This is a genomic window from Streptomyces sp. NPDC029139 (assembly GCF_055564335.1).
Genome location: NZ_JBVHWN010000002.1, coordinates 772,255 through 798,281, shown reverse-complemented (window position 1 = coordinate 798,281; position 26,027 = coordinate 772,255). Strand labels below are relative to the sequence as shown.

Annotated in this window: 29 protein-coding genes; 14 read left to right on the top strand and 15 right to left on the bottom strand. The window is 70.4% G+C overall.

The window, feature by feature from the left end:
• The first annotated feature begins 30 nt into the window (after positions 1–30).
• Together ACZ4VW_RS07810 and ACZ4VW_RS07805 are read left to right on the top strand one after the other, a co-directional pair.
• Entirely contained in the window at positions 31–1,203 is a 1,173-nt protein-coding gene (locus tag ACZ4VW_RS07810; protein WP_467959531.1) for a sensor histidine kinase, read from the top strand.
• Positions 1,200–1,871 (top strand): response regulator transcription factor, encoded by a 672-nt coding sequence (locus tag ACZ4VW_RS07805; RefSeq protein ID WP_467959529.1) that lies wholly within the window; start codon positions 1,200–1,202, stop codon positions 1,869–1,871. Before ACZ4VW_RS07810 ends, ACZ4VW_RS07805 begins: the two co-directional genes overlap by 4 nt.
• Here ACZ4VW_RS07805 and ACZ4VW_RS07800 read toward each other — a convergent pair.
• The 3 genes from ACZ4VW_RS07800 to ACZ4VW_RS07790 all read right to left on the bottom strand — a co-directional run bounded on the left by ACZ4VW_RS07800 (position 1,858) and on the right by ACZ4VW_RS07790 (position 5,116).
• On the bottom strand, positions 1,858–3,234 hold the full coding sequence (locus ACZ4VW_RS07800; protein WP_467959527.1) for an FAD-dependent oxidoreductase: 1,377 nt from the start codon (positions 3,232–3,234) through the stop codon (positions 1,858–1,860). The two genes, ACZ4VW_RS07805 and ACZ4VW_RS07800, sit on opposite strands and share 14 nt — an antisense overlap.
• A 138-nt stretch (positions 3,235–3,372) precedes the next feature.
• Positions 3,373–4,212, bottom strand: a complete 840-nt coding sequence (locus tag ACZ4VW_RS07795) for a hypothetical protein (RefSeq protein ID WP_467959525.1) — start codon at positions 4,210–4,212, stop codon at positions 3,373–3,375.
• A 58-nt stretch (positions 4,213–4,270) separates the two neighbouring features.
• Entirely contained in the window at positions 4,271–5,116 is an 846-nt protein-coding gene (locus ACZ4VW_RS07790) for a DUF3592 domain-containing protein (RefSeq protein WP_467959523.1), read from the bottom strand.
• An 86-nt stretch (positions 5,117–5,202) separates the two neighbouring features.
• On the opposite strand from ACZ4VW_RS07790, the gene ACZ4VW_RS07785 reads away from it, so the two are divergent.
• Positions 5,203–5,655 carry a hypothetical protein gene (locus ACZ4VW_RS07785; RefSeq protein WP_467959521.1) on the top strand — a complete coding sequence of 151 codons (453 nt, stop codon included), beginning with the start codon at positions 5,203–5,205 and terminating at the stop codon, positions 5,653–5,655.
• On the opposite strand, the gene ACZ4VW_RS07780 is transcribed toward ACZ4VW_RS07785, so the two are convergent.
• The 4 genes from ACZ4VW_RS07780 to ACZ4VW_RS07765 are packed head-to-tail and all read right to left on the bottom strand — an operon-like array spanning position 5,642 to position 6,247.
• Positions 5,642–5,827, bottom strand: coding sequence for a DUF397 domain-containing protein (locus ACZ4VW_RS07780; RefSeq protein WP_467959519.1), 186 nt, complete (start codon positions 5,825–5,827; stop codon positions 5,642–5,644). The two genes, ACZ4VW_RS07785 and ACZ4VW_RS07780, sit on opposite strands and share 14 nt — an antisense overlap.
• Complete coding sequence (locus ACZ4VW_RS07775) at positions 5,809–5,952, bottom strand: hypothetical protein (protein WP_467959518.1); 144 nt, start codon at positions 5,950–5,952, stop codon at positions 5,809–5,811. Before ACZ4VW_RS07775 ends, ACZ4VW_RS07780 begins: the two co-directional genes overlap by 19 nt.
• On the bottom strand, positions 5,949–6,026 hold the full coding sequence (locus ACZ4VW_RS07770; RefSeq protein ID WP_467959616.1) for a hypothetical protein: 78 nt from the start codon (positions 6,024–6,026) through the stop codon (positions 5,949–5,951). The genes ACZ4VW_RS07775 and ACZ4VW_RS07770 overlap by 4 nt, the downstream gene beginning before the upstream one ends.
• 35 nt (positions 6,027–6,061) lie before the next feature.
• Entirely contained in the window at positions 6,062–6,247 is a 186-nt protein-coding gene (locus ACZ4VW_RS07765) for a helix-turn-helix domain-containing protein (protein WP_467959614.1), read from the bottom strand.
• A 207-nt stretch (positions 6,248–6,454) separates the two neighbouring features.
• On the opposite strand from ACZ4VW_RS07765, the gene ACZ4VW_RS07760 reads away from it, so the two are divergent.
• From ACZ4VW_RS07760 to ACZ4VW_RS07740, 5 genes are all read left to right on the top strand, one after another.
• Positions 6,455–6,679 (top strand): hypothetical protein, encoded by a 225-nt coding sequence (locus tag ACZ4VW_RS07760; RefSeq protein ID WP_467959517.1) that lies wholly within the window; start codon positions 6,455–6,457, stop codon positions 6,677–6,679.
• On the top strand, positions 6,676–6,891 hold the full coding sequence (locus tag ACZ4VW_RS07755; RefSeq protein WP_467959515.1) for a hypothetical protein: 216 nt from the start codon (positions 6,676–6,678) through the stop codon (positions 6,889–6,891). Before ACZ4VW_RS07760 ends, ACZ4VW_RS07755 begins: the two co-directional genes overlap by 4 nt.
• 102 nt (positions 6,892–6,993) lie before the next feature.
• A complete protein-coding gene (gene recO, locus ACZ4VW_RS07750; RefSeq protein WP_329120782.1) occupies positions 6,994–7,743 on the top strand; it encodes a DNA repair protein RecO in 750 nt (249 codons plus the stop codon).
• An 18-nt stretch (positions 7,744–7,761) separates the two neighbouring features.
• Positions 7,762–8,607 (top strand): isoprenyl transferase, encoded by an 846-nt coding sequence (locus tag ACZ4VW_RS07745; protein ID WP_467959612.1) that lies wholly within the window; start codon positions 7,762–7,764, stop codon positions 8,605–8,607.
• On the top strand, positions 8,607–9,143 hold the full coding sequence (locus tag ACZ4VW_RS07740; RefSeq protein WP_467959513.1) for a YcxB family protein: 537 nt from the start codon (positions 8,607–8,609) through the stop codon (positions 9,141–9,143). The genes ACZ4VW_RS07745 and ACZ4VW_RS07740 overlap by 1 nt, the downstream gene beginning before the upstream one ends.
• Positions 9,144–9,236: 93 nt before the next feature.
• Here ACZ4VW_RS07740 and ACZ4VW_RS07735 read toward each other — a convergent pair whose 3' ends face one another.
• The 4 genes from ACZ4VW_RS07735 to ACZ4VW_RS07720 are packed head-to-tail and all read right to left on the bottom strand — an operon-like array spanning position 9,237 to position 12,435.
• A complete protein-coding gene (locus ACZ4VW_RS07735; protein WP_467959511.1) occupies positions 9,237–9,650 on the bottom strand; it encodes a Fur family transcriptional regulator in 414 nt (137 codons plus the stop codon).
• Positions 9,651–9,696: 46 nt separating this feature from the next.
• Positions 9,697–10,599, bottom strand: coding sequence for a metal ABC transporter permease (locus tag ACZ4VW_RS07730; protein WP_467959509.1), 903 nt, complete (start codon positions 10,597–10,599; stop codon positions 9,697–9,699).
• Between the two features lie 16 nt (positions 10,600–10,615).
• Complete coding sequence (locus tag ACZ4VW_RS07725; RefSeq protein ID WP_467959507.1) at positions 10,616–11,377, bottom strand: metal ABC transporter ATP-binding protein; 762 nt, start codon at positions 11,375–11,377, stop codon at positions 10,616–10,618.
• A 23-nt stretch (positions 11,378–11,400) separates the two neighbouring features.
• Entirely contained in the window at positions 11,401–12,435 is a 1,035-nt protein-coding gene (locus tag ACZ4VW_RS07720) for a metal ABC transporter substrate-binding protein (protein WP_467959505.1), read from the bottom strand.
• Positions 12,436–12,623: 188 nt separating this feature from the next.
• On the opposite strand from ACZ4VW_RS07720, the gene ACZ4VW_RS07715 reads away from it, so the two are divergent.
• Entirely contained in the window at positions 12,624–14,006 is a 1,383-nt protein-coding gene (locus ACZ4VW_RS07715; RefSeq protein ID WP_467959503.1) for a glycine--tRNA ligase, read from the top strand.
• Between the two features lie 153 nt (positions 14,007–14,159).
• On the opposite strand, the gene ACZ4VW_RS07710 is transcribed toward ACZ4VW_RS07715, so the two are convergent.
• Both ACZ4VW_RS07710 and ACZ4VW_RS07705 read right to left on the bottom strand, forming a co-directional pair.
• Positions 14,160–14,744: a TetR/AcrR family transcriptional regulator gene (locus tag ACZ4VW_RS07710; protein ID WP_467959501.1), complete on the bottom strand. Its 585-nt coding sequence runs from the start codon at positions 14,742–14,744 to the stop codon at positions 14,160–14,162.
• A 31-nt stretch (positions 14,745–14,775) separates the two neighbouring features.
• A complete protein-coding gene (locus tag ACZ4VW_RS07705; RefSeq protein ID WP_467959499.1) occupies positions 14,776–15,810 on the bottom strand; it encodes an aldo/keto reductase in 1,035 nt (344 codons plus the stop codon).
• Between the two features lie 264 nt (positions 15,811–16,074).
• On the opposite strand from ACZ4VW_RS07705, the gene ACZ4VW_RS07700 reads away from it, so the two are divergent.
• Complete coding sequence (locus ACZ4VW_RS07700; protein WP_467959497.1) at positions 16,075–16,311, top strand: DUF6243 family protein; 237 nt, start codon at positions 16,075–16,077, stop codon at positions 16,309–16,311.
• A 135-nt stretch (positions 16,312–16,446) separates the two neighbouring features.
• On the opposite strand, the gene ACZ4VW_RS07695 is transcribed toward ACZ4VW_RS07700, so the two are convergent.
• Positions 16,447–17,889 (bottom strand): MFS transporter, encoded by a 1,443-nt coding sequence (locus ACZ4VW_RS07695; protein ID WP_467959495.1) that lies wholly within the window; start codon positions 17,887–17,889, stop codon positions 16,447–16,449.
• Between the two features lie 101 nt (positions 17,890–17,990).
• Between ACZ4VW_RS07695 and ACZ4VW_RS07690 the strand changes: the two genes are divergently transcribed.
• The 4 genes from ACZ4VW_RS07690 (at position 17,991) to ACZ4VW_RS07675 (ending at position 24,772) form a co-directional block, all read left to right on the top strand.
• Positions 17,991–18,917, top strand: coding sequence for an MmyB family transcriptional regulator (locus ACZ4VW_RS07690; RefSeq protein WP_467959493.1), 927 nt, complete (start codon positions 17,991–17,993; stop codon positions 18,915–18,917).
• Positions 18,918–18,943: 26 nt separating this feature from the next.
• Entirely contained in the window at positions 18,944–20,080 is a 1,137-nt protein-coding gene (dusB, locus tag ACZ4VW_RS07685; RefSeq protein ID WP_467959491.1) for a tRNA dihydrouridine synthase DusB, read from the top strand.
• A gap of 376 nt (positions 20,081–20,456) precedes the next feature.
• Complete coding sequence (gene ppdK / locus ACZ4VW_RS07680; protein ID WP_467959489.1) at positions 20,457–23,168, top strand: pyruvate, phosphate dikinase; 2,712 nt, start codon at positions 20,457–20,459, stop codon at positions 23,166–23,168.
• Positions 23,169–23,731: 563 nt separating this feature from the next.
• Entirely contained in the window at positions 23,732–24,772 is a 1,041-nt protein-coding gene (locus ACZ4VW_RS07675) for an ArsR/SmtB family transcription factor (protein ID WP_467959487.1), read from the top strand.
• On the opposite strand, the gene ACZ4VW_RS07670 is transcribed toward ACZ4VW_RS07675, so the two are convergent.
• On the bottom strand, positions 24,742–25,902 hold the full coding sequence (locus tag ACZ4VW_RS07670; RefSeq protein WP_467959485.1) for an alkaline phosphatase PhoX: 1,161 nt from the start codon (positions 25,900–25,902) through the stop codon (positions 24,742–24,744). The genes ACZ4VW_RS07675 and ACZ4VW_RS07670 overlap by 31 nt on opposite strands.
• Positions 25,903–26,027 lie beyond the last annotated feature (125 nt).

The window sequence follows — 26,027 nt, the reverse complement described above, 5'->3', positions numbered from 1 at the left end:
GACTGTCAACGGCCCCCGCCCGCAGGGAGGATGGACCCCGTGGACTTCACCGCAGCTCTGACCCGAGACCCGCAGGCCGCTCCGTACCCGGTCCGGCGTGACGCGATGGCCGCCGCCGTGTTCGCGGCTGTCGCGGTCGTGCTCGCGCTGACCACCGACGACGGACGCCGGCCGGACGCCCTGGGCTGGGTGCTGCTGCTCGCCGCCCACGTTCCGCTGGCCTGGCGCAGGCGCCACCCGCTGCCGGTGCTGCTCGTCGTGGTGGCGTTCGTGGTTCCGTACCACGCGCTCGACTTCATGCATCTGGCGCCGATCCCGGCCTCGATGACCGCGCTGTACACGGTCGCGGCGAACGGCCGTCCGCTGCGGACCCTGATCGTCGGCCTTTCGGTCACCACGGTCACGCTCACGATCCAGCTGTTCGCCAACCCGCACGAGATGGCCGAGATCCTGCGGGTCTCCGGCTGGGTGATCGCGATGCTCGTCTTCGGCACGAGCATCCGCCTCTACCGCCAGCTGGTGGCGGGCATGGTGGAGGGGGCGGAGCGCGAGGTCGAACAGAAGGTGGCCGAGGAACGGCTGCGGATCGCCCGCGATCTGCACGACCTCCTGGCGCACTCGATCACCCTCATCGGCGTCCAGACCTCGGTCGCCGCGCACGTCCTGGTCGCCGACCCGGACCGGCTCGACCGGGAGGCGCTCGCCAAGGCCCTCGACGGGATAGCCGAGACCTGCCGGGACGCCCGCTCCGAGATCCGTACGACGCTGGACGTGCTGCGCGCCGCCCCGGAGGGACCGTTGCCGGATCTGGCGGCGCTGCGCGATCTCGTCCGGTCGTCGGGCGCGGAGCTGACGGTGCGGACTGGGGAGGCGCGCGTGCCGGCGGCCGTGGCCGCGGCGGCGTACCGGATCGTGCAGGAGTCACTGACGAACGCGGTACGGCACGGCGGCCCGGGCGCCTCGGTGCAGGTCGATGTCGGCCTGGTGGACGAGGTGTTGACCGTACGGGTCACGGACGACGGCGCCGCCCCGCACGCCCGTCACGGTGTCGGGGGAGGCACGGGCGGATCCGGCTACGGAATCCTGGGGATGCGTGAACGGGCCCGGAGCGTGGGCGGGACACTGAGCGCGGGCTCGCGCACCGGCGGGGGTTTCGAGGTCACGGCGGCCCTGCCGCTGCGGACAGGGGAGGTCATGGCGTGAGCGCGATCCGTGTCCTGCTGGCGGACGACCAGACGCTGGTCCGGGCTTCCTTCGCGATGCTCGTCGACTCGGCGCCCGGGATGGAGGTCGTCGGGCAGGCCGGAACCGGCAGGGAGGCGGTGGAGCTGGCCCGTTCGGCGCGGGCCGATCTGGTGGTCATGGACATCCGCATGCCCGAACTCGACGGGATCGCGGCGACCCGGCTGATCGCCGCGGACGAGGACCTGGCCGGGGTGCGGGTGCTGGTCCTGACCACGTACGACACCGACGAGCATGTGATGGAGGCGCTGCGTGCGGGTGCGTCGGGCTTCGTCGTGAAGGACATCCGCCCGGCCGAACTCCTGGACGCGATCCGCACGGTGGCGGCGGGGGAGGCCCTGCTCTCGCCGGGTCCGACGGCCCGGCTGATCGCCCGGGCGCTCGCCGCCCCGGACGCCCGGCCGGCGGGCGGACCGGACGAACTGTCGGAGCGCGAGCGGCAGGTGCTCGCGCTCGTCGCCCGCGGTCTGAACAACACGGAGATAGCGGAGACCCTCGCCCTGTCGCCGCTCACCGCGAAGACCCACGTCAGCCGGATCATGGGCAAGCTCGCGGCCCGTGACCGGGCCCAACTCGTGATCATCGCCTACGAGTCGGGCCTGGTCCGGCCGGGTGCTATGCCGGGGTGACGGCGTTGCTCGCGCGCAGCATGTCCTCGCGCTCGACGATCTTCACGCGCTCCCGGCCCTGCGGCTCGCCGAGCGCCTTCTCCGCAGCGTCGAGGGCGTACCAGCCCTCCCACGTCGTGTACGTGATCCCCTTGCCCTCCAGGAAGGCCACGACGGCGTCCGCGTCCGGGGTCTCGGGGGTGAGGAGCCGGCCGTGGGCGAAGTCGTCCAGGAGGTTCGCGACGGTCTCGTTGGCGTCACCCTTGGTGTGGCCGATGAGGCCCACCGGGCCGCGGCGGATCCAGCCCGTGACGTACGTGGAGGCGAGGTGCTCGCCGCCCTCCTCGATGACCCGGCCGCCCTCGTCGGGAACGGTGCCGCTGGCGGTGTCCCAGGGGAGCTTGGGGAGCTCGTCGGAGAGGTAGCCCACGGCCCGGTAGACGGCCTGGACGTCCCAGTCGGTGGTCTGCCCGGTGCCCTTGACGTTGCCCGTGCCGTCGAGCTCGGTGCGCTCGGTGCGCAGCCCGACGACCTTGCCGTCCTCGCCGAGGATCTCGACGGGCGACTCGAAGAAGTGCAGGAAGAGCTTGTGCGGACGGTCGCCGGTGTCGCGGATCGCCCAGTTCTCCAGGGTCTTGGCGACCATGTCGGTCTGCTTGTTCTTGCGCCGCTCGGCGATCGAGCCCTCGTCGTAGTCGATGTCCTCGGGGTTGACGATGACCTCGATGGTGGGGGAGTGGTCCAGCTCGCGCAGCTCCATGGGGCTGAACTTCGCCTGGGCCGGGCCTCGGCGGCCGAAGACGTGGATCTCCACCGCCTTGTTGGCCTTGAGACCGTCGTAGACGTTCGGCGGGATCTCGGTCGGCAGCAGCTCGTCCGCGGTCTTGGCGAGGATGCGGGCGATGTCGAGGGCCACGTTGCCGACACCGAGCACGGCCACCTTCTCGGCCTCCAGCTCCCAGGTACGCGGCACGTCCGGGTGGCCGTCGTACCAGGAGGCGAAGTCGGCGGCGCCGAAGGAGCCGTCCAGCTCGACGCCGGGGATGCGGAGTTCGCGGTCGGCCATGGCGCCGGTCGAGAAGACCACCGCGTCGTAGAAGGCGCGCAGGTCGTCGAGGTGGACGTCGGTGCCGTAGTCGACGTTGCCGAAGAGGCGGACCTGCGGCTTGTCGAGGACCTGGTGAAGGGCGGTGATGATGCCCTTGATCCGCGGGTGGTCGGGGGCGACGCCGTAACGGATGAGTCCGAAGGGGGCCGGCATCCGCTCGAAGATGTCGATCGACACGCCCGGCTCGGCGGCGGCCTCGGACTTCAGCAGCGCGTCAGCGGCGTAGATTCCGGCGGGGCCGGCGCCGACGATCGCGACCCGGAGAGGGCGGGGCATGTCAGGTTTCCCTTCGCAAGCGAGGTGATGACGATCACTATCGCCACTTAGGTCACCCTAATCAACCCGTTCAGCGGATCGGTACCCGCCCCCGGTCTATGGGCTCATAAGGTGGACTTATGACTTCCATAAGTGTGCCTACGCGGGCTCGGTGAGGTTGAGGGTGCCGAGGAACGCCTGGACGGTCATCACGACCAGGCCCGCGTACATCAGGAGCCCGCAGAAGGCGAGGAACAGGCCCAGGCAGAGTTCCCCGCGCCGAAGGAGCGCGACCCTCGGCCGGATCACGTTCCCCGGGTCCTGGGGGTCGTAGCTGATCTTGGCGAACGTCCCTCCCGGCCGGCCGAACACCTCACGGATCAGGCCGGCGGGGTCTGTGTACACATACGTCCCCGGCTCCCTCGTGAGCTCCACGGCGAGAGTGGTGATGCCGTGTCGCGTCAGACGGAACTCGCGGTACCAGCTGGTCAGGGCAACGACGCTGGTCACGGACGACGCTGCCCCGACGAAGCCCACGGGGATGAAGACGGCGATGCCGATGGCTTCCCCGGCGAGAGCGACGAGCACGCACAGGACGACGACCAGGCTGACCGTGGCGATGGACCACCACATGATGAGCCGCGTCTTCCGCTCCCGTCTGCTGACGGGTCGGGTGTGCGCCTCGACGAGCGCGGACCCGTCGGCCGTCGTGTCCCGTCCCGCCGCCTCGGGCAGGGCGGCGTTCACGGCCGAGGCGAACATGGCGGACGCCGCCTCGCTCACTCCGTCGATCCGGTGCACGGCCGGCACGGCCCCGGCCGGTGCGGTCAGCTCGACCGCGAGCGCCCGCCCCTCGGCACGCACCCGCGCGATCGCCGCCAGGGGGATGCGTATCTCGTCGTGGCGGCGGCTCAGAAGCAGGGCCTCGTCCTCGTGCGCGTACCGGAGGAAGGTCTTCCCGCGGCCCTGGACGAGGGGGATGGACGGAGTGATCGACATGGGCGTGATCGTAGGGGCGGGTCGATGCCGGGGACAGTCCCGTCGTCGGTACGGCCTGCTATCCGCCGAAGGCGGGGAGTGCCAGCCGGTACGTGCCGTAGTCGATCAGCCCCGCTATGGCGGCGACGACCAGCAAGAAGGCCGCCATGCCCACCTGCTCGCCCCAGCCGGTGCGGACGACGGCGTTCCTGGGGTTCCGCGGATGGTAGGCGACCCGGACGGGCTTGCCCTTGTTGTGGCCGGCGATGTAGCGGGTCACGCCGTCGGTGGCCGTGAAGGCGTGAGGGGTCTCGCCGTCCCGGAAGACTTGGTGCCCGTCCACCGTGATGCCGTAACGGGGCAGGTACCACCCCCGCCACACCATCGTCATCCCCATCAGGGAGAAGAAGGTGACCCCCACGCCGACCGCCCCGAGCAGCAGCGTCGCGATGCCCCGGCTCCAGTCCTTCTCGATCAGCCCGACGGTGACGGCGAGGGCCGCGACGGCGACGTACCCGGTGTACGCCAGCCACTTGCTGTGGGACGGCAGTCCGACAGCTACGGCGTTCTCGTCCTCTTCGCCCTCCTCGTCGTCGAATACCAGGCTCCGGGTGACGACGAGCGTGGAGCCGTTGATCGTGGCCTCGCCGTCGGCGTGTCCGGGCAGCGCGGCGTTCACCGCGTCCGCGAAGACGGAGGCGGCGGCCGCGCTCACGTCCGCGACCCGGTACATGGTCGGCGCGGCCCCCGCCGGGGCGGTCAACTCGACCGCGAGGTCACGCCGCTCGGCGTGGACGCGCGCGATCGCGGCGAGCGGGATGCGCAGCTCGGCGTCCGGGCGGCGCAGCACCAGCTCCTCGCCGACGGAGCGGAGTTCAGTGCCCTTGTCGCCCTGGAGGACGGGTACGGACGAAGAGATCGACATGCGCGTGATCGTAAGGCGCGAAGTCCTCGCCGGTGAAGGGGAAGTGGGGCTTTCGGTCGTGACCTGTGGTGCCGTACCGTCCGCTTGTGATCCTGGTGATGGTGGTGCTCGTTTGTTTCATCCTCGCGTCCGTGGCGCTCTGTCTCTTCGGCCTGATGCTGATCTCCGGTGAGCGGGAGCAGCTCAAGAAGATGACGGAGCTGAGCGAATCCGGCATCGAGGTGCAGGCGCGGCTGGTGAGCCTGGTGCCTTTCGGCAACCGGGGCTACGCGCACGCGGACTATGACTTCGAGTCTCCGAGCGGCGGCGGCCGGTATCAGACGGGCGCGGAGATGGGCCCCGCGCACGTGGTCGGAGACCTGTACCCGCTCGTCTTCGATCCGCGGAACACGAAGCGCGTGCAGCTGGGCACGAAAGCGAAGGTGCGCAAGGAGCGCAGGGCGCGCCAGCGCTACGTGCGGGGCGCGCAGCGGATGGTGCTGCTGTCCCTCGCGGCGGGCGTGCTGGCGGCGGTGGGGCTGATCGTCAGCCCCTCCTGACCCCCACGACGAACGCCGCCCAGGCGGCGGCCGGGGCGATGAGAGCGGGGCCGGTGGGGTTCTTGGAGGCCCGGACGGGGACGACGTCGAGGACTTCGAGGCAGTCGCCGCCGTTTCCCTCGCTGAAGAAGCTCTTCCGCCACCGAGTAATGCTCAGGTCATACTCGCGCATCGTCTGTGGCCCTCCGCCGCCGATTCCATCAGTGCGAGGGACGCCTCCGGCTTGAGGAGTCGCGCCCGCTCCAGCCGCCGGGCGACCTTCTCGTCGACGAAGTCGTCGTAAGCGACTGGGTTCATGGCCAGGGTGATGGCCGTGCGTAGTCACCGGTCTGGAGCAGGCGCGGCATGAGCGTCGGCGCGAACTCGCAGATCCTCGTCGCGAGGGCCTCCAGTTCCGCAGCCGCCTCTACATAGGACGCGTACGGCGACGCGTTGATCGGTCGCCTACACGTCCGTTCGAAAAACCACCGGTTCGCAGCACCTCGTCGATTCGCCGCGCCACATCCAGTTGTGGCTTCCGAATTCCCTGTTCGAACTGGCCGATGTGTCCGCCGGAAACGCACACCCGCTCGCCCAGTTCCCGCTGCGACATCCCCTTCGCTTCCCGCCGCACGTTCAGCTCTTGGCCGAAGAACCGCCACGTGCTCAGCCGACGAGCTTTGGCCATGGATTAACTTCCCATCGCCACACCGCAGTTGCGGGACCTGCGCATCTGCCGATTCTACGGATCCGGTACCACCCTGGGTGCGGTAAGCGGGAAATGGATTCGGAAAGGGATGCGTTGGTGAAGGAACACGGCATGCGGTCGATCACAGGGCCCGTCGAAGAAGCGAGCGAGGCGGTGGCGGAATTGCGCGAAGCGTACGTACGAGCGGGAATCGTGCTGCCCTCCCTCGGGCTCGACGTCGTCACCCTCGCCTCCGACAACCCCCGGCCGCTCATCGAATGGGGACGCTGCACGGTGGAAACGGCGCGCCGGCTGGTCGCCGTCGTACTGCCGGGGGAAGAAGGGGGCCGGTCATGAAACTGCCCATCGGGTCGTACGTCGTCGAGATCCGCACCGGGCGTGTGGGAACGGTCATGGGTCACGAGGGCCCCTACGTCCAGCTGCGGCCGCTCGGCGGCGGGCGGGAATGGGACGCGGAGCCGGAAGGGGTCCGGGAGGCGACCTCGGCCGAGCGCCTGAGCGCGGCGACGGCCCACGCGAACGCCCGGAGCCGGGGCGAGGTGACCTGAGGGTGACCGATCGGGACCGGCCGGCGGGCCCGGGGGCGGACGGGCGGGGGCGGATACCCGGTCCCGGGCCGGGCAGGGCCGGGCGTACGGGAGAATGGGCCCATGAGTCTGTTCCGCGACGACGGCATCGTGCTGCGCACCCAGAAGCTGGGTGAAGCGGACCGCATCATCACCCTCCTCACGCGCGGTCACGGTCGCGTACGCGCCGTGGCGCGCGGCGTCCGTCGCACCAAGTCGAAGTTCGGGGCCAGGCTCGAACCCTTCTCCCACGTGGACGTGCAGTTCTTCGCCCGCGGCAGCGATCTCGTCGGCCGCGGGCTTCCGCTCTGCACGCAGAGCGAGACCATCGCCGCGTACGGCGGGGGCATCGTCACCGACTACGCCCGCTACACCGCCGGGACGGCGATGCTGGAGACGGCGGAGCGGTTCACGGACAACGAGGGCGAGCCGGCCGTGCAGCAGTACCTGCTGCTCGTCGGCGGCCTGCGGACGCTCGCCCGGGGCGAGCACGCGCCCCACCTCATCCTCGACGCCTTCCTCCTGCGCTCCCTCGCCGTGAACGGCTACGCGCCGAGCTTCGAGGACTGCGCGAAGTGCGGCCTCCAGGGACCCAACCGGTTCTTCTCGGTCGCGGCCGGCGGCGTCATATGCGGCGACTGCCGGGTGCCCGGCAGCGTCGTACCCTCTCCGGAGGCCATCGGCCTGCTCAGCGCGCTGCTCACCGGCGACTGGGCGACTGCGGACGCGTGCGAGCCGCGTCACGTCAGGGAGGGAAGCGGGCTCGTGTCCGCCTATCTGCACTGGCACCTCGAGCGCGGCCTGCGCTCGCTGCGGTACGTAGAGAAGAGCTAGGAGACCCATCGCATGGCCATCGCACGACGCGGAATCCTCGGTCGGAAGATCCGGGAGTACAAGACCCCGGAGCCGCACCCGTCCGGTGCGCGCCCGCCGAAGCTTCCCGCGGAGCTGGTGCCGAACCACGTCGCCTGTGTGATGGACGGCAACGGCCGCTGGGCCCAGGAGCGCGGACTGCCGCGCACCGAGGGGCACAAGGTCGGCGAGGGCGTCGTGCTGGACGTCCTGAAGGGCTGCCTGGAGCTCGGGGTCAAGAACCTCTCGCTCTACGCCTTCTCCACGGAGAACTGGAAGCGGTCGCCCGAGGAGGTCCGCTTCCTGATGAACTTCAACCGGGACGTGATCCGGCGCCGGCGTGACGAGATGGACGAGCTGGGCATCCGTATCCGCTGGGTCGGCCGGATGCCGAAGATGTGGAAGTCGGTCGTCCAGGAGCTGCAGGTCGCACAGGAGCAGACCGTCGACAACGACGCGATGACGCTGTACTTCTGCGTGAACTACGGCGGTCGCGCCGAGGTCGCCGACGCCGCGAAGAAGATCGCGGAGGACGTGGCGGCGGGCCGGCTCGACCCGTCGAAGGTCAACGAGAAGACCTTCCAGAAGTACCTGTACTACCCGGACATGCCGGACGTCGACCTCTTCCTCCGCCCGAGCGGCGAGCAGCGCACCTCGAACTACCTGATCTGGCAGAGCAGCTACGCCGAGATGGTGTTCCAGGACGTGCTGTGGCCGGACTTCGACCGCCGTGACCTGTGGCGCGCGTGCGTCGAGTACGCCTCCCGCGACCGTCGCTTCGGCGCGATCCCGGCGGCGGACCGCGCGGCGATGGGCTCGGTGCCGCAGCAGGGGCCGGCCGTCTGATGACGACGGGGGGACAGATGCGGGAGAGCGTGGAGCTGGTCTACGTGCCGACGCGCGCCGACGTGGCCGACGCCGTACGGGTCCAGATGCGGTACGGCATGTTCCGGCGGCTGCGGTGGCTGCTGCCCGGTGTCGCCGTCCTGGCGTTCCTGGTGGTCGCCCTCGAGCTGTTCGGCCCCGGCGAGCCGGATGCGGGACGGGTGGCGCTGATGGCGGGGCTGGGAACGCTCGTCGCCGTCATCGGGCCGCTGACGCCCCGGCTGGCCGCCCGGCAGATGTTCGCGATGATCGAACGGCAGGGGGAGTTCCGGGCCCGCGTGGACGAGCAGGGGGTCAGCTGGACCACCCGCGACACCGAGACCGCCAACCGCTGGCCGATGCTGCCCCGGTACGTCGAGACGCCGACGCAGTTCGTCCTGCTCTCGGCCGACAAGGCCAGGGCCGGTGTCGCCGCCCTGCCCAAGCGCGGGCTCGCGGACCCCGTCGACGTCGACCGGCTCCGTGACCTCCTGGACCGGAGCATCGCCAGGCTCTGAGCCAGGTTCTCCCGACTCAGGCTCTGAGCCGCACGCGTACGAGAAGGGCCCGCACCGGAGACATCCGGTGCGGGCCCTTCTCGTGTTCGTTCTCTAGCTCGCCGCCGCGCAGTCCGCGCAGGTACCAAAGATCTCGACCGTGTGCGCCACGTTCACGAAGCCGTGCTCCGCCGCGATCGTCTCCGCCCACTGCTCCACGGCCGGGCCCTCCACCTCGACCGCCTTGCCGCAGACGCGGCAGACGAGATGGTGGTGGTGGTCCTCGGTCGAGCAGCGGCGGTAGACCGTCTCGCCCTCGCTGGTGCGCAGCGCGTCGACCTCGCCCGCGTCCGCGAGGGACTGGAGCGTGCGGTACACCGTCGTGAGGCCGACGGAGTCGCCGCGGTGCTTGAGCATGTCGTGCAGCTCCTGGGCACTGCGGAACTCGTCCACCTCGTTCAGTGCCGCCGCCACCGCGGCCCGCTGCTTGGTCGAGCGGCCGCGTACGGGGGGTCCTGCCGTCGCCACAGGGGCCTCCTAGGGATGTCGTCGCCCCCGCCATTCTGCCAGGCTGCTAGAGCGTGAGGTCTCCCGCGGGTCGCCGGCCGGCCGGAACCGCCATGTCGCACTCCGCCGCGGACGAGGCCGCGGCCTCGACGGCCCGGGCGCGGCGCCGGGCCAGAGGCGTCGCGAGGACCGTGAGGAGGACGAAGACGGCGATCGCGAGCAGCACGATCGTCGCGCCCGGCGGCAGGTCCTGGTAGTACGAGGTGACCGTGCCGGTCAGCGTGGTGCCGGTGCCGATCACGACGGCGAGGGCGAAGGTCGTACGGAACGAGCGCGACAGCTGCTGGGCGGCGGCCACCGGGACCACCATCAGCGCGCTGACCAGCAGCAGGCCGACGACCCGCATGGCGACCGTGACGGTCACGGCGGCCGTGACGGCGACGAGCAGGTTCAGGGCACGCACCGGCAGGCCGGTGACGCGGGCGAACTCCTCGTCCTGGCTGACCGCGAAGAGCTGGCGGCGCAGTCCGACCGTCACGAGCACCACGAACGCGGCGAGGATGCCGATCGCGGTGACGTCCTCGCGGGAGACCGTGGTGAGGGAGCCGAAGAGGTACGAGCTCAGGTTGGCGTTGGAGCCGGTCGGCGAGAGGTTGATCAGCAGGACACCGCCGGCCATGCCTCCGTAGAAGAGCAGGGCGAGCGCGAGGTCGCCGCGGGTCTTCCCGTAGGCCCGGATCAGCTCCATCGCGACCGAGCCGACGATGGCGACGAGGGTCGCCATCCACACCGGGCTCCACGAGAGCAGGAAGCCGAGACCGACACCGGTCATGGCGACATGGCCGATGCCGTCGCCCATCAGCGCCTGGCGGCGCTGGACGAGGTAGACACCGACGGCAGGGGCGGTGATGCCGACGAGGACGGCCGCGAGCAGGGCCCGCTGCATGAATTCGAGGTGCAGGAATTCCATGGTCAGGTCAGCTTCCTCAGGTCAGCAGACCCGTGCGGAGCGGCTCACCGGCCGCGTGCGGATGGACGTGGTCGTGGCCGGGCAGCGCGTGCTGGCCGACGGCCTGCGGCGGCGGGCCGTCGTGGACGACGCAGCCGTCGCGGAGGACCACGGCCCGGTCGATCAGGGGCTCCAGGGGGCCCAGCTCGTGCAGGACGAGCAGGACGCTGGTGCCGCCCGCGACCTGCTCCCGCAGGGTGGTGGCCAGGATCTCCTGGCTGGCGAGGTCGACGCCGGCCATCGGCTCGTCCATGATCAGCAGCTCGGGCTCGGAGGCGAGCGCGCGGGCGATGAGGACGCGCTGGTGCTGGCCGCCGGAGAGGGCGCTCACCGAGTCCTTGGCGCGGTCGGCCAGGCCGACGAGGTCGATGGCCCGGTCGATGGCGGCCCGGTCGGTCCTGGTCAGCAGGCCGAAGGTGCGGCGGGACAGCCGCCCGGAGGAGACGACCTCGCGGACCGTGGCGGGGACGCCGGAGGCGGCGGTGGTGCGCTGGGGTACGTACCCGACGCGGGCCCACGCGCGGAAACGCTTCTGTTCGGTGCCGAAGAGGGAGATCGCGCCGCCGGTCAGCGGGACCTGGCCGATGACGGCGCGGACGGCGGTGGACTTCCCGGAGCCGTTGGCCCCGAGCAGGGCGACGACCTCACCGGCGTTCACGGTGAGGTCGATGCCGCGCAGGACGGGGCGCGACCCGAGGGTCGCCGTGGCTCCGCGGACGGATATGACGGGAGCGGTCACGGTTGCCTCCTGCTGTGCGTGGGTCACTTGGCGCCGAGGGCCTTCTTCAGCGCGGCGAGGTTGGACTGCATGACCTCGATGTAGTCATCGCCCTTCGACGTGTCCGTGATTCCCTCCAGCGGGTCCAGGACGTCGGTCTTCAGGCCGGTGTCCGTCGCGAGGGTCTTCGCGGTCTTGTCGCTGGCGAGCGTCTCGAAGAAGACGGTGGAGACCTTCTCCTTCTTCGCGATGTCCTGGAGCGCCTTCATCCGGGCGGGGCTGGGCTCCGACTCGGGGTCGATGCCGGCGATGCCCTCCTGGTCCAGGCCGTAGCGCTCGGCGAGGTAGCCGAAGGCGGAGTGGGTGGTGATGAAGGTCTTGGTGGAGGTGTTCTTCAGACCGGTCTCGAAGGCCGTGTCCAGGTCACCGAGCTTCTTCACCAGGGCGTCGGTGTTCTTCCGGTAGTCGGCGGCGTGGTCCGGGTCGGCCTTCTCCAGGGAGGCGCCGACGCCCTTGGCGACCTCGGCGTACTTCACCGGGTCGAGCCAGACGTGCGGGTCGGCACCGGCCTCGGACTCGCCCGCGTGCTCGTCGGCGTGCTCGTCGGGGTGCGCCTCGCCCTCGTGGGCGGCGTGCTCCTCGGCCGTCTCGCCCTCGTGGCCGGGCTCCTCGGCGCCGTGGTCGTGGCCGACCGCGGTGCCGTGGTCCTCGAGCTTCGTGAGGGTGGCGGCGTCGACGGTGTTCTTGACACCGGCCTGCTTGATCGCCTCGTCGACGGCGGGCTGGATGCCCTTGAGGTAGAGGATGTAGTCGGCCTCGCCGAGCTCGCCGATCTGCTTCGGCTTGAGCTCCAGGTCGTGCGGCTCGACGCCCGGCTTGGTGAGGGTCTGGACGGAGACGTGCTCCCCGCCTATCTGCTCGGCCAGGTACTGCATCGGGTAGAACGACGCCACCACGCTGAGCTTGCCGTCGGCCTTGCCGGCGGCGTCGGACGTCCCCGAGCAGGCGGACAGGGTCACGAGACCGAGGGTGACGGCTCCGGCGATGGCGGTGCTGGGTATCAGGCGGCGTACGTTCATGACACTCATTTTCAACAAAGGTGGAAACGATTGTCAATTGTACTACTTGTGTTCCCCGCCACGCGGGGCTCGACGGCGGGCCCTCGTTCCGCCGGGTGCGCGCGGGGGCCGGACCGATTTGATACCGGGGGTGTGCGCGCCGGTAATCTGAAGCATTCGCACTTCGTCGTCGTAATGAAGAGAGCACCGTGGCCGCCGACAAGATCGACACCATCGTCAGCCTGAGCAAGCGCCGTGGCTTCGTCTACCCGTGCAGTGAGATCTACGGCGGCCAGAAGGCCGCCTGGGACTACGGACCGCTGGGTGTCGAACTCAAGGAGAACATCAAGCGTCAGTGGTGGCGTTACATGGTCACCTCGCGCGAGGACGTCGTCGGTATCGACTCGTCGGTGATCCTGGCCACCGAGGTCTGGGAGGCGTCGGGCCACGTCGCGACCTTCACCGACCCGCTGACCGAGTGCACCTCCTGTCACAAGCGTTACCGCGCGGACCACCTGGAGGAGGCGTACGAGGAGAAGCACGGCCGCCTCCCCGAGAACGGCCTCGTCGACCTCAACTGCCCGAACTGCGGCAACAAGGGCACCTTCACCGAGCCCAAGCAGTTCTCCGGTCTGCTCTCCACCCACCTCGGCCCGACCCAGGACTCCGGCTCGGTCGCCTACCTGCGCCCCGAGACCGCGCAGGGCATCTTCACCAACTTCGGCCAGGTGCTGCAGACCGCGCGCAAGAAGCCGCCGTTCGGCATCGCGCAGATGGGCAAGTCGTTCCGGAACGAGATCACTCCGGGCAACTTCATCTTCCGCACCCGCGAGTTCGAGCAGATGGAGATGGAGTTCTTCGTCAAGCCGGGCGAGGACGAGCAGTGGCACGAGTACTGGATGGAGCAGCGCTGGAACTGGTACACGGGCCTGGGCCTGCGTGAGGAGAACATGCGCTGGTTCGAGCACCCGAAGGAGAAGCTCTCCCACTACTCCAAGCGCACCGCCGACATCGAGTACCGCTTCCAGTTCGGCGGCAGCGAGTGGGGCGAGCTCGAGGGCGTCGCCAACCGCACCGACTACGACCTGAAGGCGCACTCCAAGGCGTCCGGCAACGACCTGATCTACTTCGACCAGGACGCCGGCGAGCGCTGGACCCCGTACGTCATCGAGCCTGCGGCCGGTGTCGGCCGCACCATGCTCGCCTTCCTCCTCGACGCGTACAACGAGGACGAGGCCCCCAACGCCAAGGGCGTCATGGAGAAGCGCACCGTCATGCGCCTCGACCCGCGCATCGCGCCGGTCAAGGTCGCCGTCCTGCCGCTGTCCCGCAACGCGCAGCTGTCGCCGAAGGCCAAGGGCCTCGCCGCCGACCTGCGGCAGAACTGGAACATCGAGTTCGACGACGCCGGCGCCATCGGCCGCCGCTACCGCCGCCAGGACGAGATCGGTACGCCGTTCTGCGTCACCGTCGACTTCGACACCCTGGACGACAACGCGGTGACCGTGCGCGAGCGCGACACCATGAAGCAGGAGCGCGTCTCCCTCGACCAGATCCAGGGCTACCTGGGCAGCCGCCTGCTCGGCTGCTGACGGTCGCACCCACGGGACGAACGAGCCCCCGACTCCGCAAGGAGTCGGGGGCTTTCGTCTGTTGCGGACCCGGGCCGGACCCGGACCCGGACCTGGCCCCCGGCGGTGGTCCCTGGGACCTCGGCGGTGGGCCCTGGCGCTGTCGCGAGCGCGCTAGGCGCGCAGGCCGCGCAGCAGCAGATCGAGCACCGCGTCGAACTCGCCCTGGACCGTGGGGCGCCGCCACTCCTGGGCGTAGGCCGGATCGTGGAAGTGGGCCGTCGCGGAGAACAGCGCGCGGGCGGTCGCCTCGGGGTCGGCAATGGAGAACTCGGCCTTCCGCACGCCCTCCTCGACGATCTGCCGCACCTGGTCGACCAGCGCGTCGATGTGCTGCTCGACCACCCCGCTGGCCTCGTCGATCAGCACCCCGTACGTGGCGAACAGCTCGGGGTCGTCGCCCGCCTTGTGCCGCTTCGCCTCGAAGAGGCCGGCGAACCAGGCGCGCAGCTTCTCCGCGGCCGGCCGGTCCGAGGTCTCGATCAGCTCCGCGAGGGCTACCTCGGCGCGCGTCAGCCAGCGGTGGGTGACCGCCTCCCGAAGCGCCGCCTTGGTACGGAAGTGGCGGTAGACGCTGCCGTGGCTGACGCCGAGGACCCGGGCCACGTCCACGACCGTCGCCTTCGCCGGACCGTAGCGCCGCAGCACCTCCTCGGTGGCTTCCAGGATGCGCTCTGCGGTCAGGGTCTCGGTGGGCATGGGATGACAGTACCTGTCAGCCGGTCCGGGCTCAGTGCTCGCTGTCCAGGTGCGCCATCTGTGCCGCGGGGTAGCGCTCGCCGGCCGCGGCGCCCAACGGAACCGCCTGCTCGATCGCGGCCAGGTCGGCGGCGTCGAGCGTGAGGTCCAGGGAGCCGAGGGCCTCCGAGAGGCGGTCCCGGCGGCGGGCGCCGACCAGCGGCACGATGTCGGCGCCGTGCCGGGTCCCCTGGGCCAGGACCCAGGCGATCGCGATCTGCGCGACCGTCGCGCCCTTGGCCTCGGCGAGGGTGCGCAGCCGGTCCACCAGGTCCAGGTTCCGGTGGAGGTTGTCCCCCTGGAAGCGCGGGCTCATGCCCCGGAAGTCGCCCGGGCCCAGCTCGCGGTCACGGGTGAAGTGGCCGCTGATGAGCCCTCGCGACAGCACGCCGTACGCCGTGACGCCGATCCCCAGCTCGCGGGCGGTGGGCAGGATCTTCTCCTCGATGCCCCGGGATATCAGGGAGTACTCGATCTGGAGGTCGGCGATCGGGGCGACGGCCGCCGCCCGGCGCAGGGTCTCCGCGCCGACCTCGGAGAGGCCGATGTGCCGGACGTGCCCGGCCTCGACGAGCTCGGCGATCGCGCCGACGGTCTCCTCGATCGGCACGTCGGGGTCGACGCGGGCGATCCGGTAGATGTCGATGTGGTCGGTGCCGAGGCGCTGCAGGGAGTACGCGGCGAAGTTCCTCACCGCGGCGGGCCGCCCGTCGTATCCGGTGAAGCCGCCCTCGACCGTGCGCAGCGCACCGAACTTCACGCTGGTCAGGGCCTTTTCGCGGGCGGCCGGGGAGGCGGTGCGCAGGGCCTCGTTGATCAGCAGCTCGTTGTGTCCCATTCCGTAGAAATCGCCGGTGTCGAGCAGCGTGACGCCGGCGTCGAGGGCCGCGTGGAGGGTCGCGATCGACTCGGCGCGGTCGCTCTCGCCGTACAACGCGGACATGCCCATGCAGCCGAGACCGAGGGCGGAGACCCGGGGGCCGGTCGCACCGAGAGGGCGGGTGGGGATGTGCGGCAGGGAGGTCATGGGGGCTCCTCTGGAGTCGAGGGACGTCGGGCGGGACGTCGGAGGAAGTGACGCATGACAACCATGGCATGACGGCTGACAGATTTCAATCTCTGTCACTCTCCTGAGTGGTCCGGCGGAAAATCTGGTGTCCGAAGCCCGGGCGGCGGGGTAGCGTCTTCGGCATGTCTTCGTTCTTCCAGATCTACGAGTGAGAGCGCGGCGGGCCTCGGCGCCCGCCCGCCGGACGATCCCCTCACCACTTCTCACCAATGGGAGAACCCCATGGCCAAGGGCCGTAACAACCTTCTCGGTGTCGGCGGACAGCGGAAGAAGCTGTCCCGCGCCGATCAGCAGGGCTCCGTCGAGGGCCGCAGCGCCGACCGCAAGGCCGCTGTCGACCAGAAGCAGGAGCTGCTGAAGAAGATGCGCGAGCGCGCGGCGGGCACCGAAGGCGCCGAGACCGACCAGGCCGCCGACACCGCGCAGGAGACGTCGGACGCCTCGGGCGCCCAGGAGTAAGTAAGTAGTAAGTAAGCACAGGCCGTACAGCTCGGGCCCGGGTCACAAACGTGACCCGGGCCCGACGCGTACTGCCCCCGGCCCTCCGGCCCGACGCGTACCGCCCCCCGGCCCCTCCGGGCCCGGGCCTCCGCCTCAGCTCACCGTGCGCGGCAGGCGCAGGCTGAGGGCCACCGTCAGGAGCACCGTCGCCAGCTGGACCAGGAGGGTCACGGTCAGCGCGGTGCCCATCGAGCCGGTGGCCGCCAGGGACAGGAAGAGGGAGCCGAGCGTGGCCACGCCCAGGGCCAGGGCCGACTGCTGGGCGGTCACCATCACGCCGCTGCCCACGCCCGCCCGGTCCGCCGGGACCTCCGAGAGGACGATCCGGAACAGCACCGGGAGCTGCAGGCCCTGGCCGAGGCCCGCGACGGCCATCCCCGGCAGCAGGCTCCAGGCCGACAGGTCGGGCCAGGAGCGCCCCACCGTCAGGGCGAGCGCACCGATCCCGAGGCCCTGCAGCACCCCGCCCGCCGTGACGATCCGGGTGCCCCAGCGGCGCACCAGGCGCGGGCCCGCGAGCGAGGCCCCGAAGAAGGCCACCGCCATCGGGACCAGCGCCAGGCCCGAAACCACCGCGCTCAGGCCGAGTCCCTGCTGCAGCGCCACCGCGATCACGAACATGAAGCCGCCGAAGCCCACCGAGAACGGCAGGACCAGCGCCAGACCCCGGCGAAGCGAGACGAGACCGAGCAGGCTCGGCGGCACCAGCGGCGTGCGGCCGCGCCGGTCGGCCCGCAGCTCCACCCACCAGAACGCACCCGCGGCGAACGGGAAGACACCCAGCGCGATCCAGGTCCACAGCGGCCAGCCGGAGGCGCGGCCCTCGGTCAGCGGGGCGAGCAGGGTGAGCAGCGCGAGCGCGAGGAGCAGCGTGCCCGGAACGTCGACGGGCGCCGGGCGCTCCGAGCGGGTCTCCGGGACGGTACGGACGGCGAGCAGCAGCCCCGCGATCGCCACCGGCACGTTGACCAGGAAGATCGCCCGCCAGCCGGTGCCCGCCAGGTCGGCCGCGACCAGGATCCCGCCCAGGATCTGGCCGGCCACCATCGAGAGGCCGGCGGTCGCCCCGTACAGGCTGAGGGCCTTGGCCCGGCGCGCACCCGCCGTCGAGGAGTGAATGGTCGCGAGGACCTGCGGCAGCATCAGGGCGGCCGAGGCACCCTGTGCCACCCGGGCCGCGACCAGGGTCCAGGCGTCGGGAGCGAGCCCGCAGGCGAGCGAGGTCAGGCCGAAGGCGGCCATGCCGGCGAGGAAGAGCCTGCGCCGGCCGAACAAATCCCCGAGCCGTCCGCCCAGGACGAGCAGCACGGCGTACGAGAGCCCGTACCCGGCCACCACCAGCTCCAGCATGGCCGGTCCGGCCGCGAGGTCGTGGTCGATGGTCGGCAGGGCGACGTTGACGATGAAGAAGTCGATCAGGGGAAGCGCGGCCCCGAGGAGCACGGTGAACAGACCGAGGGAGCCGAGGGCGGGCGCCGCGGGGTCGACGGCGACGCCGGTCCGCCGGACGGAGGTGGTGGTGGCTGTAGTACTCACGCCGTCCACGGTCGGGCGTCCACCAGCCTGGTACCAGAGTCTCCTTATCCTGGTACAGGCACTACCTGGCAACGGGCTGACCGCCCCGGCACCCTGGGAGCATGACGACCATGGCAGTGGAGACCCGCACGGTACCCGCGGGAGCGACCAGCCCCGCGGCGACCGGAGCGCCGGGCGCCGGTACGAACGCCGATGTCCGCCGGCACGAGCTCGCCGCGTTCCTCCGCAGCCGTCGTGAGCGCATCACCCCCGAGCAGGTGGGCCTGGTCCGCGGCCGCCGCCGCCGCACCCCGGGGCTGCGCCGTGAGGAGGTCGCGCACCTCTCCGCCGTCGGCGTCACCTGGTACACCTGGCTGGAGCAGGCGCGGGACATCCACGTCTCCCCGCAGGTCCTCGACGCCCTCGCCCGGGCCCTGCTGCTCGACCCGACCGAGCGCAGCCATCTCTTCGCCCTCGGCGGGGAGAGCGATCCGCACCCCGAGTCGCCCTGTCCGACCGTCACGCCCGCCCTGCGCGCCATGCTCGACCAGCTGGAGCCGCTGCCCGCCTGCATCCAGAACAGCCGGTACGACATCCTGGCGTACAACCGCACGTACGGCAGGCTGCTCTGCGATCTCGACGCGCTGCCGCGCGAGGACCGCAACTGCATCTGGCTGGCCTTCACCAACGACGACTGGCGGGCCGCCGTCGCCGAGCTGCCGGACGTCACGCGCGCGATGGCGGGCAAGTTCCGCGCCTCGATGGCCGAGCACCTCGCCGAGCCCGCCTGGAAGGCGATGCTGCACCGCCTGGAGGCAGCCTCGCCGGAGTTCCGGGAGATCTGGGCGCGCCACGAGGTGGTGGCCCAGGGCGGCCGCACCAAGATCATCCGTAACGCCCGGGTCGGGACGCTGCACCTGGAACACACCAACGTCTGGCTCGGACCGACCTCCGGGCCGCGCCTGGTGACGTACGTACCGGTGGACGAGGAGTCCCGGGCGGGCCTCGAGCGCCTGTTGGCCTGCGCGGACGGCACGGCCGACGGATGACGGCGGCAGTGCGCGACAATGGCTCAATGACCGTGTTCTCCCCTCTCGCCATCGGGCCGCACATCGTGCAGCCGCCGGTGGTGCTCGCGCCGATGGCCGGCATCACCAACGCCCCCTTCCGCACCCTCTGCCGCGAGTACAGCGGCGGCAAGGGCCTGTTCGTTAGCGAGATGATCACGACGCGGGCGCTGGTCGAGCGCAACGAGAAGACCATGCAGCTCATCCGCTTCGACGAGAGCGAGAAGCCGCGGTCGATCCAGCTGTACGGCGTCGACCCGAACACGGTCGGCAAGGCCGTGCGGATGATCGCGGACGAGGACCTGGCCGACCACATCGACCTGAACTTCGGCTGCCCGGTCCCCAAGGTCACGCGCAAGGGCGGCGGCTCGGCCCTGCCGTACAAGCGGCCGCTGCTGCGCGCGATCCTGCACGAGGCCGTGCGCAACGCGGGCGACCTTCCGGTCACCATGAAGATGCGCAAGGGCATCGACGACGACCACATCACCTTCCTGGACGCGGGCCGGATCGCGGTCGAGGAGGGGGTCACGGCGATCGCCCTGCACGGGCGGACGGCGGCGCAGCACTACGGCGGTACGGCGGACTGGGACGCGATCGCGCGGCTCAAGGAGCACGTGCCGGAGATCCCGGTGCTCGGCAACGGCGACATCTGGTCCGCGGACGACGCGCTGCGGATGATGCGCGAGACCGGCTGCGACGGCGTGGTCGTGGGACGCGGCTGCCTGGGGCGGCCGTGGCTCTTCGGCGACCTGGTGGCGGGCTTCGAGGGCACCGGCGCGTACGCCCAGCCGGGTCTGCGCGAGGTCGCGGACGCGATGGTGCGGCACGCGCGGCTGCTCGGCGAGTGGCTCGGGGACGAATCGCGTGGTGTCATCGACTTCCGCAAGCACGTGGCCTGGTACCTGAAGGGCTTCTCGGTCGGTTCGGAGATGCGCAAGAAGCTGGCGATCACCTCGTCCCTGGACGAACTGAGCGCTCAGTTGAGCGAGCTCGATCTGGACCAGCCGTGGCCGGCGGGCGCGGACGGTCCCCGTGGCCGTACCTCCGGAAACAACCGTGTGGTGCTGCCCGACGGCTGGTTGAAGGACCCATACGACTGCGCGGGGGTCAGCGAGGAGGCGGAGTCGGACACGTCCGGAGGGTGACCTCGGGCGTCCGGATCGTGGGAAACGGGACGCTTTTACGGAGTGATTCGCACCACCCTTGATAAGGGTGCTGCTCAGATGAGCAGATTACGCGGCGTTGCACTTATGGAGGGGTGGCACTGGGTGCCACCCCTCTTGTGTTCAAGAGTTGAACGCAGATGCTCAGGAAGGGGCTCAGATGAGCGCGTAGGCTGAGGTTTGAGTCAAGGGGGCTTCGGCTTCTGAAAGCGGAAGCTACCCGTCAGTTACTTTCGATGTCCTGGCGGACGGGTGGTTAAGACCAGATGACCGCTAGGCATACCTCCCCAGGAGCCTTCGATCTGGGTATGTTCCTGGCCGTCAGGGCAGCCACCGAGTCCTCGAGGAGTCGAGACACGTGTCGGAAAACAAAGATCAGAAGTTCGTGTACGACTTCACCGAGGGCAACAGGGACCTGAAGGACCTGCTCGGTGGCAAGGGTGCGAACCTCGCCGAGATGACCAACCTCGGCCTCCCGGTTCCCCCCGGCTTCACGATCACCACCGAGGCGTGCAAGGTCTACCTCGACAGCGGCTCCGAGCCGGTCGAGCTCCGCGACGAGGTCAGCGCGCACCTCGACGCCCTCGAGCAGAAGATGGGCAAGAAGCTCGGCCAGGCCGACGACCCGCTGCTGGTCTCCGTCCGCTCCGGCGCCAAGTTCTCCATGCCAGGCATGATGGACACGGTCCTGAACATCGGCCTCTCCGACGAGTCCGTCACCGGGCTCGCCGCGCAGGCCGGCGACGACCGCTTCGCCTGGGACTCGTACCGCCGCCTCATCCAGATGTTCGGCAAGACCGTCCTCGGCGTCGACGGGGAGCTCTTCGAGGAGGCCCTCGACGAGGCCAAGGCCGCCAAGAAGGTCACCGTCGACACCGACCTCGACGCCGCCGACCTCAAGAAGCTGGTCAAGCAGTTCAAGAAGATCGTGAAGGCCGAGGCCGGTCGCGACTTCCCGCAGGACCCGCGCGAGCAGATGGACCTGGCCATCGAGGCCGTCTTCAACTCCTGGAACACCGACCGCGCCAAGCTCTACCGTCGCCAGGAGCGCATCCCGCACGACCTGGGCACCGCGGTCAACGTCTGCTCCATGGTCTTCGGCAACCTCGGCCCGGACTCCGGCACCGGCGTCGCCTTCACCCGCGACCCCGCCTCCGGCCACCAGGGCGTCTACGGCGACTACCTCCAGAACGCCCAGGGCGAGGACGTCGTCGCCGGTATCCGCAACACGGTGCCGCTGGCCGAGCTGGAGTCGATCGACAAGAAGTCGTACGACCAGCTGATGCAGATCATGGAGACCCTGGAGACCCACTACAAGGATCTCTGCGACATCGAGTTCACCATCGAGCGCGGCCAGCTGTGGATGCTGCAGACCCGTGTCGGCAAGCGCACCGCCGGTGCCGCCTTCCGGATCGCCACCCAGCTCGTGGACCAGGGCCTGATCGACGAGGCCGAGGCGCTCCAGCGCGTCAACGGCGCGCAGCTCGCCCAGCTGATGTTCCCCAAGTTCGACGAGAACGCGAAGGTCGAGCAGATCGGCCGCGGCATCGCCGCGTCCCCGGGTGCCGCGGTCGGCAAGGCCGTCTTCGACTCGTACACGGCCGTCAAGTGGTCCCGCTCCGGCGAGAAGGTCATCCTGATCCGCCGTGAGACCAACCCGGACGACCTCGACGGCATGATCGCCTCCGAGGGCATCCTGACCTCGCGCGGCGGCAAGACCTCGCACGCCGCCGTCGTCGCCCGCGGCATGGGCAAGACCTGTGTCTGCGGCGCCGAGGAGCTCGAGGTCGACACCAAGCGCCGCCGGATGACCACCTCCTCGGGCGCGGTCATCGAGGAGGGCGACGTCGTCTCCATCGACGGCTCCACCGGCAAGGTGTACCTCGGAGAGGTACCGGTCGTACCGTCCCCGGTCGTCGAGTACTTCGAGGGCCGTATGCACGCCGGCGCCGACGACGCCGACGAGCTCGTCCAGGCCGTTCACCGGATCATGGCCTACGCGGACCGCGTCCGCCGGCTGCGCGTCCGCGCCAACGCCGACAACGCCGAGGACGCGCTGCGCGCCCGCCGCTTCGGCGCCCAGGGCATCGGCCTGTGCCGCACCGAGCACATGTTCCTCGGCGAGCGCCGCGAGATGGTCGAGAAGCTGATCCTCGCCGACACCGACGAGGAGCGCGAGGAGGCCCTCCAGGCCCTGCTCCCGCAGCAGAAGCAGGACTTCGTCGAGCTCTTCGAGGCCATGGACGGCCTGCCCGTCACGGTCCGCCTGCTCGACCCGCCGCTGCACGAGTTCCTGCCCGACATCACCGAGCTGTCCGTGCGCGTCGCCCTCGCCGAGGCCCGCAAGGACCCGAACGAGAACGACCTGCGCCTGCTCCAGGCCGTGCACCGGCTGCACGAGCAGAACCCGATGCTGGGTCTGCGCGGCGTCCGGCTCGGCCTGGTCATCCCCGGTCTGTTCACCATGCAGGTCCGGGCGATCGCCGAGGCCGCGGCCCAGCGCATCGACGCCAAGGGCGACCCGCGCGCCGAGATCATGATCCCGCTCGTCGGCACCGTCCAGGAGCTGGAGATCGTCCGCGACGAGGCCGAGCAGGTCATCGCCGAGGTGCAGGCCCGGACCGGTGTGGAGCTCAAGCTCGCGCTCGGCACCATGATCGAGCTGCCGCGCGCCGCCGTGACCGCCGGTCAGATCGCCGAGGCCGCCGAGTTCTTCTCGTTCGGCACCAACGACCTCACCCAGACGGTGTGGGGCTTCTCCCGGGACGACGTGGAGGCCAGCTTCTTCACCGCGTACCTGGAGAAGGGCATCTTCGGTGTCTCGCCGTTCGAGACCATCGACAAGGACGGCGTCGGCGCGCTGGTCCGCAGCGCCGTCGAGTCCGGCCGGGCCACCCGACCGGACATCAAGCTCGGCGTCTGCGGCGAGCACGGCGGCGACCCGGAGTCGGTCCACTTCTTCCACGAGGTCGGTCTCGACTACGTCTCCTGCTCGCCGTTCCGGATCCCGGTGGCGCGCCTGGAGGCCGGCCGTGCGGCCGCCGAGTCGAAGGGCTCCGACAGCCGCTGACGCCGTGCCGGACGCTCGCTGACCGAGCGTTCAGTAGCAAAGACCGCCGGAGCCGCCGCTCGTCCCCGACCCTCAAACCGATGGGCGGTGGCTCCGGTCAGCAGGAGAGACGGGGCGGACACCTTGTGCGGAGGTGTCCGCCCCGTCGTATTTCGTCCGCCCCACATCGGCACCCGGATGTTCGCCTGATGTGAGTTCATGTTCAATTGAGGCCGGTTGAATTATTGGCCATTGAACTTTCTGTTTTGAACTTTCCACGATTCGTCCCGCAAAGAACGGGAGGGGCGCGGCCCCCGGATCCCCACCCGGTGACCGCGCCCATTACCCATGCCGGGCAGGTGAGCCGCAACCCTCGCCGACCGCCGCCGGACGTGTGAAGCCCCCCACGGTCTTCGTCACGCCACCTCGGTCCTGAAGGTTTCCTGCCCGACCCGCACAGCTTTTCGGTTCTCCCCCGTTCTCCGCGATGCTTTTCAAGTGTGGCTGAAACACCCTGGTAACGTGCAGTGATGGTGTGCATACTCATCGACGGGGGTGGTTGCGAGTGCACAGGTGGGGGTTTCATGCTGCGGATTCATTTCACCGCAAACGATGTCGCCGGGGTCCGGATGGCGGCCCGGCCGGATGTTCTGTGGGAAACGATTCTCAGTTTTCACCGTTTAAGAGACCGGCGCGGGTCCGTCGTCTACGGCGAATGGCGCTCGGACACCCGCACACGCCTCAACGGTGAGACCCGGCTCCTCGCGGCCCTCGTGCCCAGTCGCGGTTACTTCCCCGACTTCCTGACGCCGTCCGAGGGCGTGCACGGCCTCGATGAGGGCCTCCAGGCCGTCCGCGGGACCTCGCAGACCCGCCTCCGCCGCGAACTGGCCCTGCTGGGCGCCGACCGGCCGGGCGGCCGGACCGTGCCCCACTCGCTGCGCGCCCTCGCCGAGGGCGGCGCCGAGCCGCTCAGCCGGCTCGTCGGGGCGCTGCGCAGCTACCACCGGGCGGCGATCGAGCCGTACTGGCCCCACATCCGGGCCCGGGTCGAGGCCGACCGGGCGCTGCGCGGTCGGGCCCTGCTCGACGGCGGCGCCGACGAACTGCTCGCCTCGCTGCCGCCGATGCTCCGCTGGCGCGCGCCCGTCCTGGAGGCCGACTATCCCGTCGAGCGCGACCTGTACCTCGACGGCAGGGGTCTGCTGCTCCAGCCCTCGTACTTCTGCCGCGGCACCCCGGTCGTCCTGCGCGATCCCTCGCTGCCGCCGGTGCTCGTCTATCCGACGACGCACTGCGAGGCGCCGACCGTCCGGGAACCGGGCGGGTCCTCGCTGGCCAAGCTGGTCGGCAACACCCGCTCCGCGGTGCTGCACGCGATCGGGGACGGCGGGACCACCAGCGAACTGGCCCGCAGGGCGGGGGTGTCGCTGGCATCGGCGAGCCAGCACGCGGGCGTGCTGCGCGAGGCCGGGCTCGTCGCCACCCTGCGGCACGGCAACGCCGTCCTGCACACGCTCACGCCGTTGGGCGCCGCCCTGCTGGGCGGCGCCCAGGGAGTCGGGGGCCCGTCACGGGCCCCCGCCGAACGCCACTACGCGCGGAACGGACCCGTCACCTCGTAGGTGATGCCGCCCGAGGAACTGCCGGTGGTGCCCCGCTGGCTGGAGAAGTAGAACCGCGTGCCGTCGGGGGAGAAGGCCGGCCCGCAGATCTCGGAGCCGGACTGACCGGTGATCCGCAGGAACGGCGCGACGATGTCGTCCGGCGTGATGACGCAGATCTCCATGTTGCCGCCGTCCTCGGCGACGAACAGGTCGCCCGAGGAGGAGCCGGTGACGTTGTCGACACCGGTCAGCGGGGCGCCGCCGCCGACCACGAGCGAGTCGTCGTAGGCCAGTTCGTAGGTGTTGGTGAGCAGGTTGAGCTGCCAGAGGCGGTTGTCGCCCTTGGTGGTGAACCAGACGGTGTCGTTGGCGTAGTGACAGCCCTCGCCGCCGTTGAAGCGCTTGACGCCGGAGACCTGGTTACGGGTCGCGGTGGGCGAGCCGTCGGGGTCGGGCACGGTGGCCCAGGTGAAGGAGCCGGAGGTGGCGGTGCCGGCCCTGAGGACCTGGAGGGTGCCGGAGGAGAGGTTGCCCCAGGTGGTGGGGACGAAGCGGTAGAAGCAGCCGTCGGACGCGTCCTCGGTGAGGTAGATCGCCTTGCGGACGGGGTCGGCGGCGGCGGCCTCGTGGTTGAACCGGCCCATCAAGGGCCGGCGGACCGCCGCGTTCACGCCCCACGGGTCGGTCTCGTAGACGTATCCCGTGGTGACCTCCTCGCAGGAGAGCCAGGTGTTCCACGGGGTCGCGCCACCGGCGCAGTTGCGGTTGGTGTTGGAGAGGATGCGGTAGGCGGAGGTGATCGAACCGGACGAGTTGAACTTGATGGCGCTCGCGCCACCGGTGGTGGAGATCTCCGAGTTGGAGACGTAGATCCAGCCGGTCCCGTCGGCGAAGCAGGCGCCGCCGTCGGGGGCGTTGTGCCAGGTGTACGAAGTGCCGGTGACCGTCTGCCCCGACCGGGCGATGATCCGGCTGGTGAACCCGCTCGGCAGCTGGATGCCGCGGGCGTCGGCGGCGCCGAGGGCGCCGTACGGGCCGGCGCCGGGCTGGGCGGGCGCCGCGTAGGCGGCCCCGCGCATCAAGGTGCCGCCGAAGGCGGCGGCCGACGTGCCGATGACCGCTCCGCGCAGGAAACTGCGTCGCTCCACGTCACACTCCAGAGGTGGTGGTGATCACCCGCCGCACGGTCTGCGGCGGGACGCGCGATCCGGAACCTAGAAGTACGGAGTTGACGGTGCATCAACAAGCGGTGAAGGGGAAGCGTCGGTCCGAA

Coding starts and splice junctions, on each gene's coding strand:
- ACZ4VW_RS07810 (WP_467959531.1), top strand. CDS start 31: ATGGACCCCGTGGACTTCACCGCAGCTCTGACCCGAGACCCGCAGGCC.
- ACZ4VW_RS07800 (WP_467959527.1), bottom strand. CDS start 3,234: ATGCCCCGCCCTCTCCGGGTCGCGATCGTCGGCGCCGGCCCCGCCGGA.
- ACZ4VW_RS07795 (WP_467959525.1), bottom strand. CDS start 4,212: ATGTCGATCACTCCGTCCATCCCCCTCGTCCAGGGCCGCGGGAAGACC.
- ACZ4VW_RS07790 (WP_467959523.1), bottom strand. CDS start 5,116: ATGTCGATCTCTTCGTCCGTACCCGTCCTCCAGGGCGACAAGGGCACT.
- ACZ4VW_RS07780 (WP_467959519.1), bottom strand. CDS start 5,827: ATGCGCGAGTATGACCTGAGCATTACTCGGTGGCGGAAGAGCTTCTTC.
- ACZ4VW_RS07775 (WP_467959518.1), bottom strand. CDS start 5,952: ATGAACCCAGTCGCTTACGACGACTTCGTCGACGAGAAGGTCGCCCGG.
- ACZ4VW_RS07765 (WP_467959614.1), bottom strand. CDS start 6,247: ATGTCGCAGCGGGAACTGGGCGAGCGGGTGTGCGTTTCCGGCGGACAC.
- ACZ4VW_RS07760 (WP_467959517.1), top strand. CDS start 6,455: ATGCGGTCGATCACAGGGCCCGTCGAAGAAGCGAGCGAGGCGGTGGCG.
- ACZ4VW_RS07755 (WP_467959515.1), top strand. CDS start 6,676: ATGAAACTGCCCATCGGGTCGTACGTCGTCGAGATCCGCACCGGGCGT.
- recO (WP_329120782.1), top strand. CDS start 6,994: ATGAGTCTGTTCCGCGACGACGGCATCGTGCTGCGCACCCAGAAGCTG.
- ACZ4VW_RS07740 (WP_467959513.1), top strand. CDS start 8,607: ATGACGACGGGGGGACAGATGCGGGAGAGCGTGGAGCTGGTCTACGTG.
- ACZ4VW_RS07730 (WP_467959509.1), bottom strand. CDS start 10,599: ATGGAATTCCTGCACCTCGAATTCATGCAGCGGGCCCTGCTCGCGGCC.
- ACZ4VW_RS07720 (WP_467959505.1), bottom strand. CDS start 12,435: ATGAACGTACGCCGCCTGATACCCAGCACCGCCATCGCCGGAGCCGTC.
- ACZ4VW_RS07710 (WP_467959501.1), bottom strand. CDS start 14,744: ATGCCCACCGAGACCCTGACCGCAGAGCGCATCCTGGAAGCCACCGAG.
- ACZ4VW_RS07705 (WP_467959499.1), bottom strand. CDS start 15,810: ATGACCTCCCTGCCGCACATCCCCACCCGCCCTCTCGGTGCGACCGGC.
- ACZ4VW_RS07700 (WP_467959497.1), top strand. CDS start 16,075: ATGGCCAAGGGCCGTAACAACCTTCTCGGTGTCGGCGGACAGCGGAAG.
- ACZ4VW_RS07690 (WP_467959493.1), top strand. CDS start 17,991: ATGACGACCATGGCAGTGGAGACCCGCACGGTACCCGCGGGAGCGACC.
- dusB (WP_467959491.1), top strand. CDS start 18,944: ATGACCGTGTTCTCCCCTCTCGCCATCGGGCCGCACATCGTGCAGCCG.
- ACZ4VW_RS07675 (WP_467959487.1), top strand. CDS start 23,732: ATGCTGCGGATTCATTTCACCGCAAACGATGTCGCCGGGGTCCGGATG.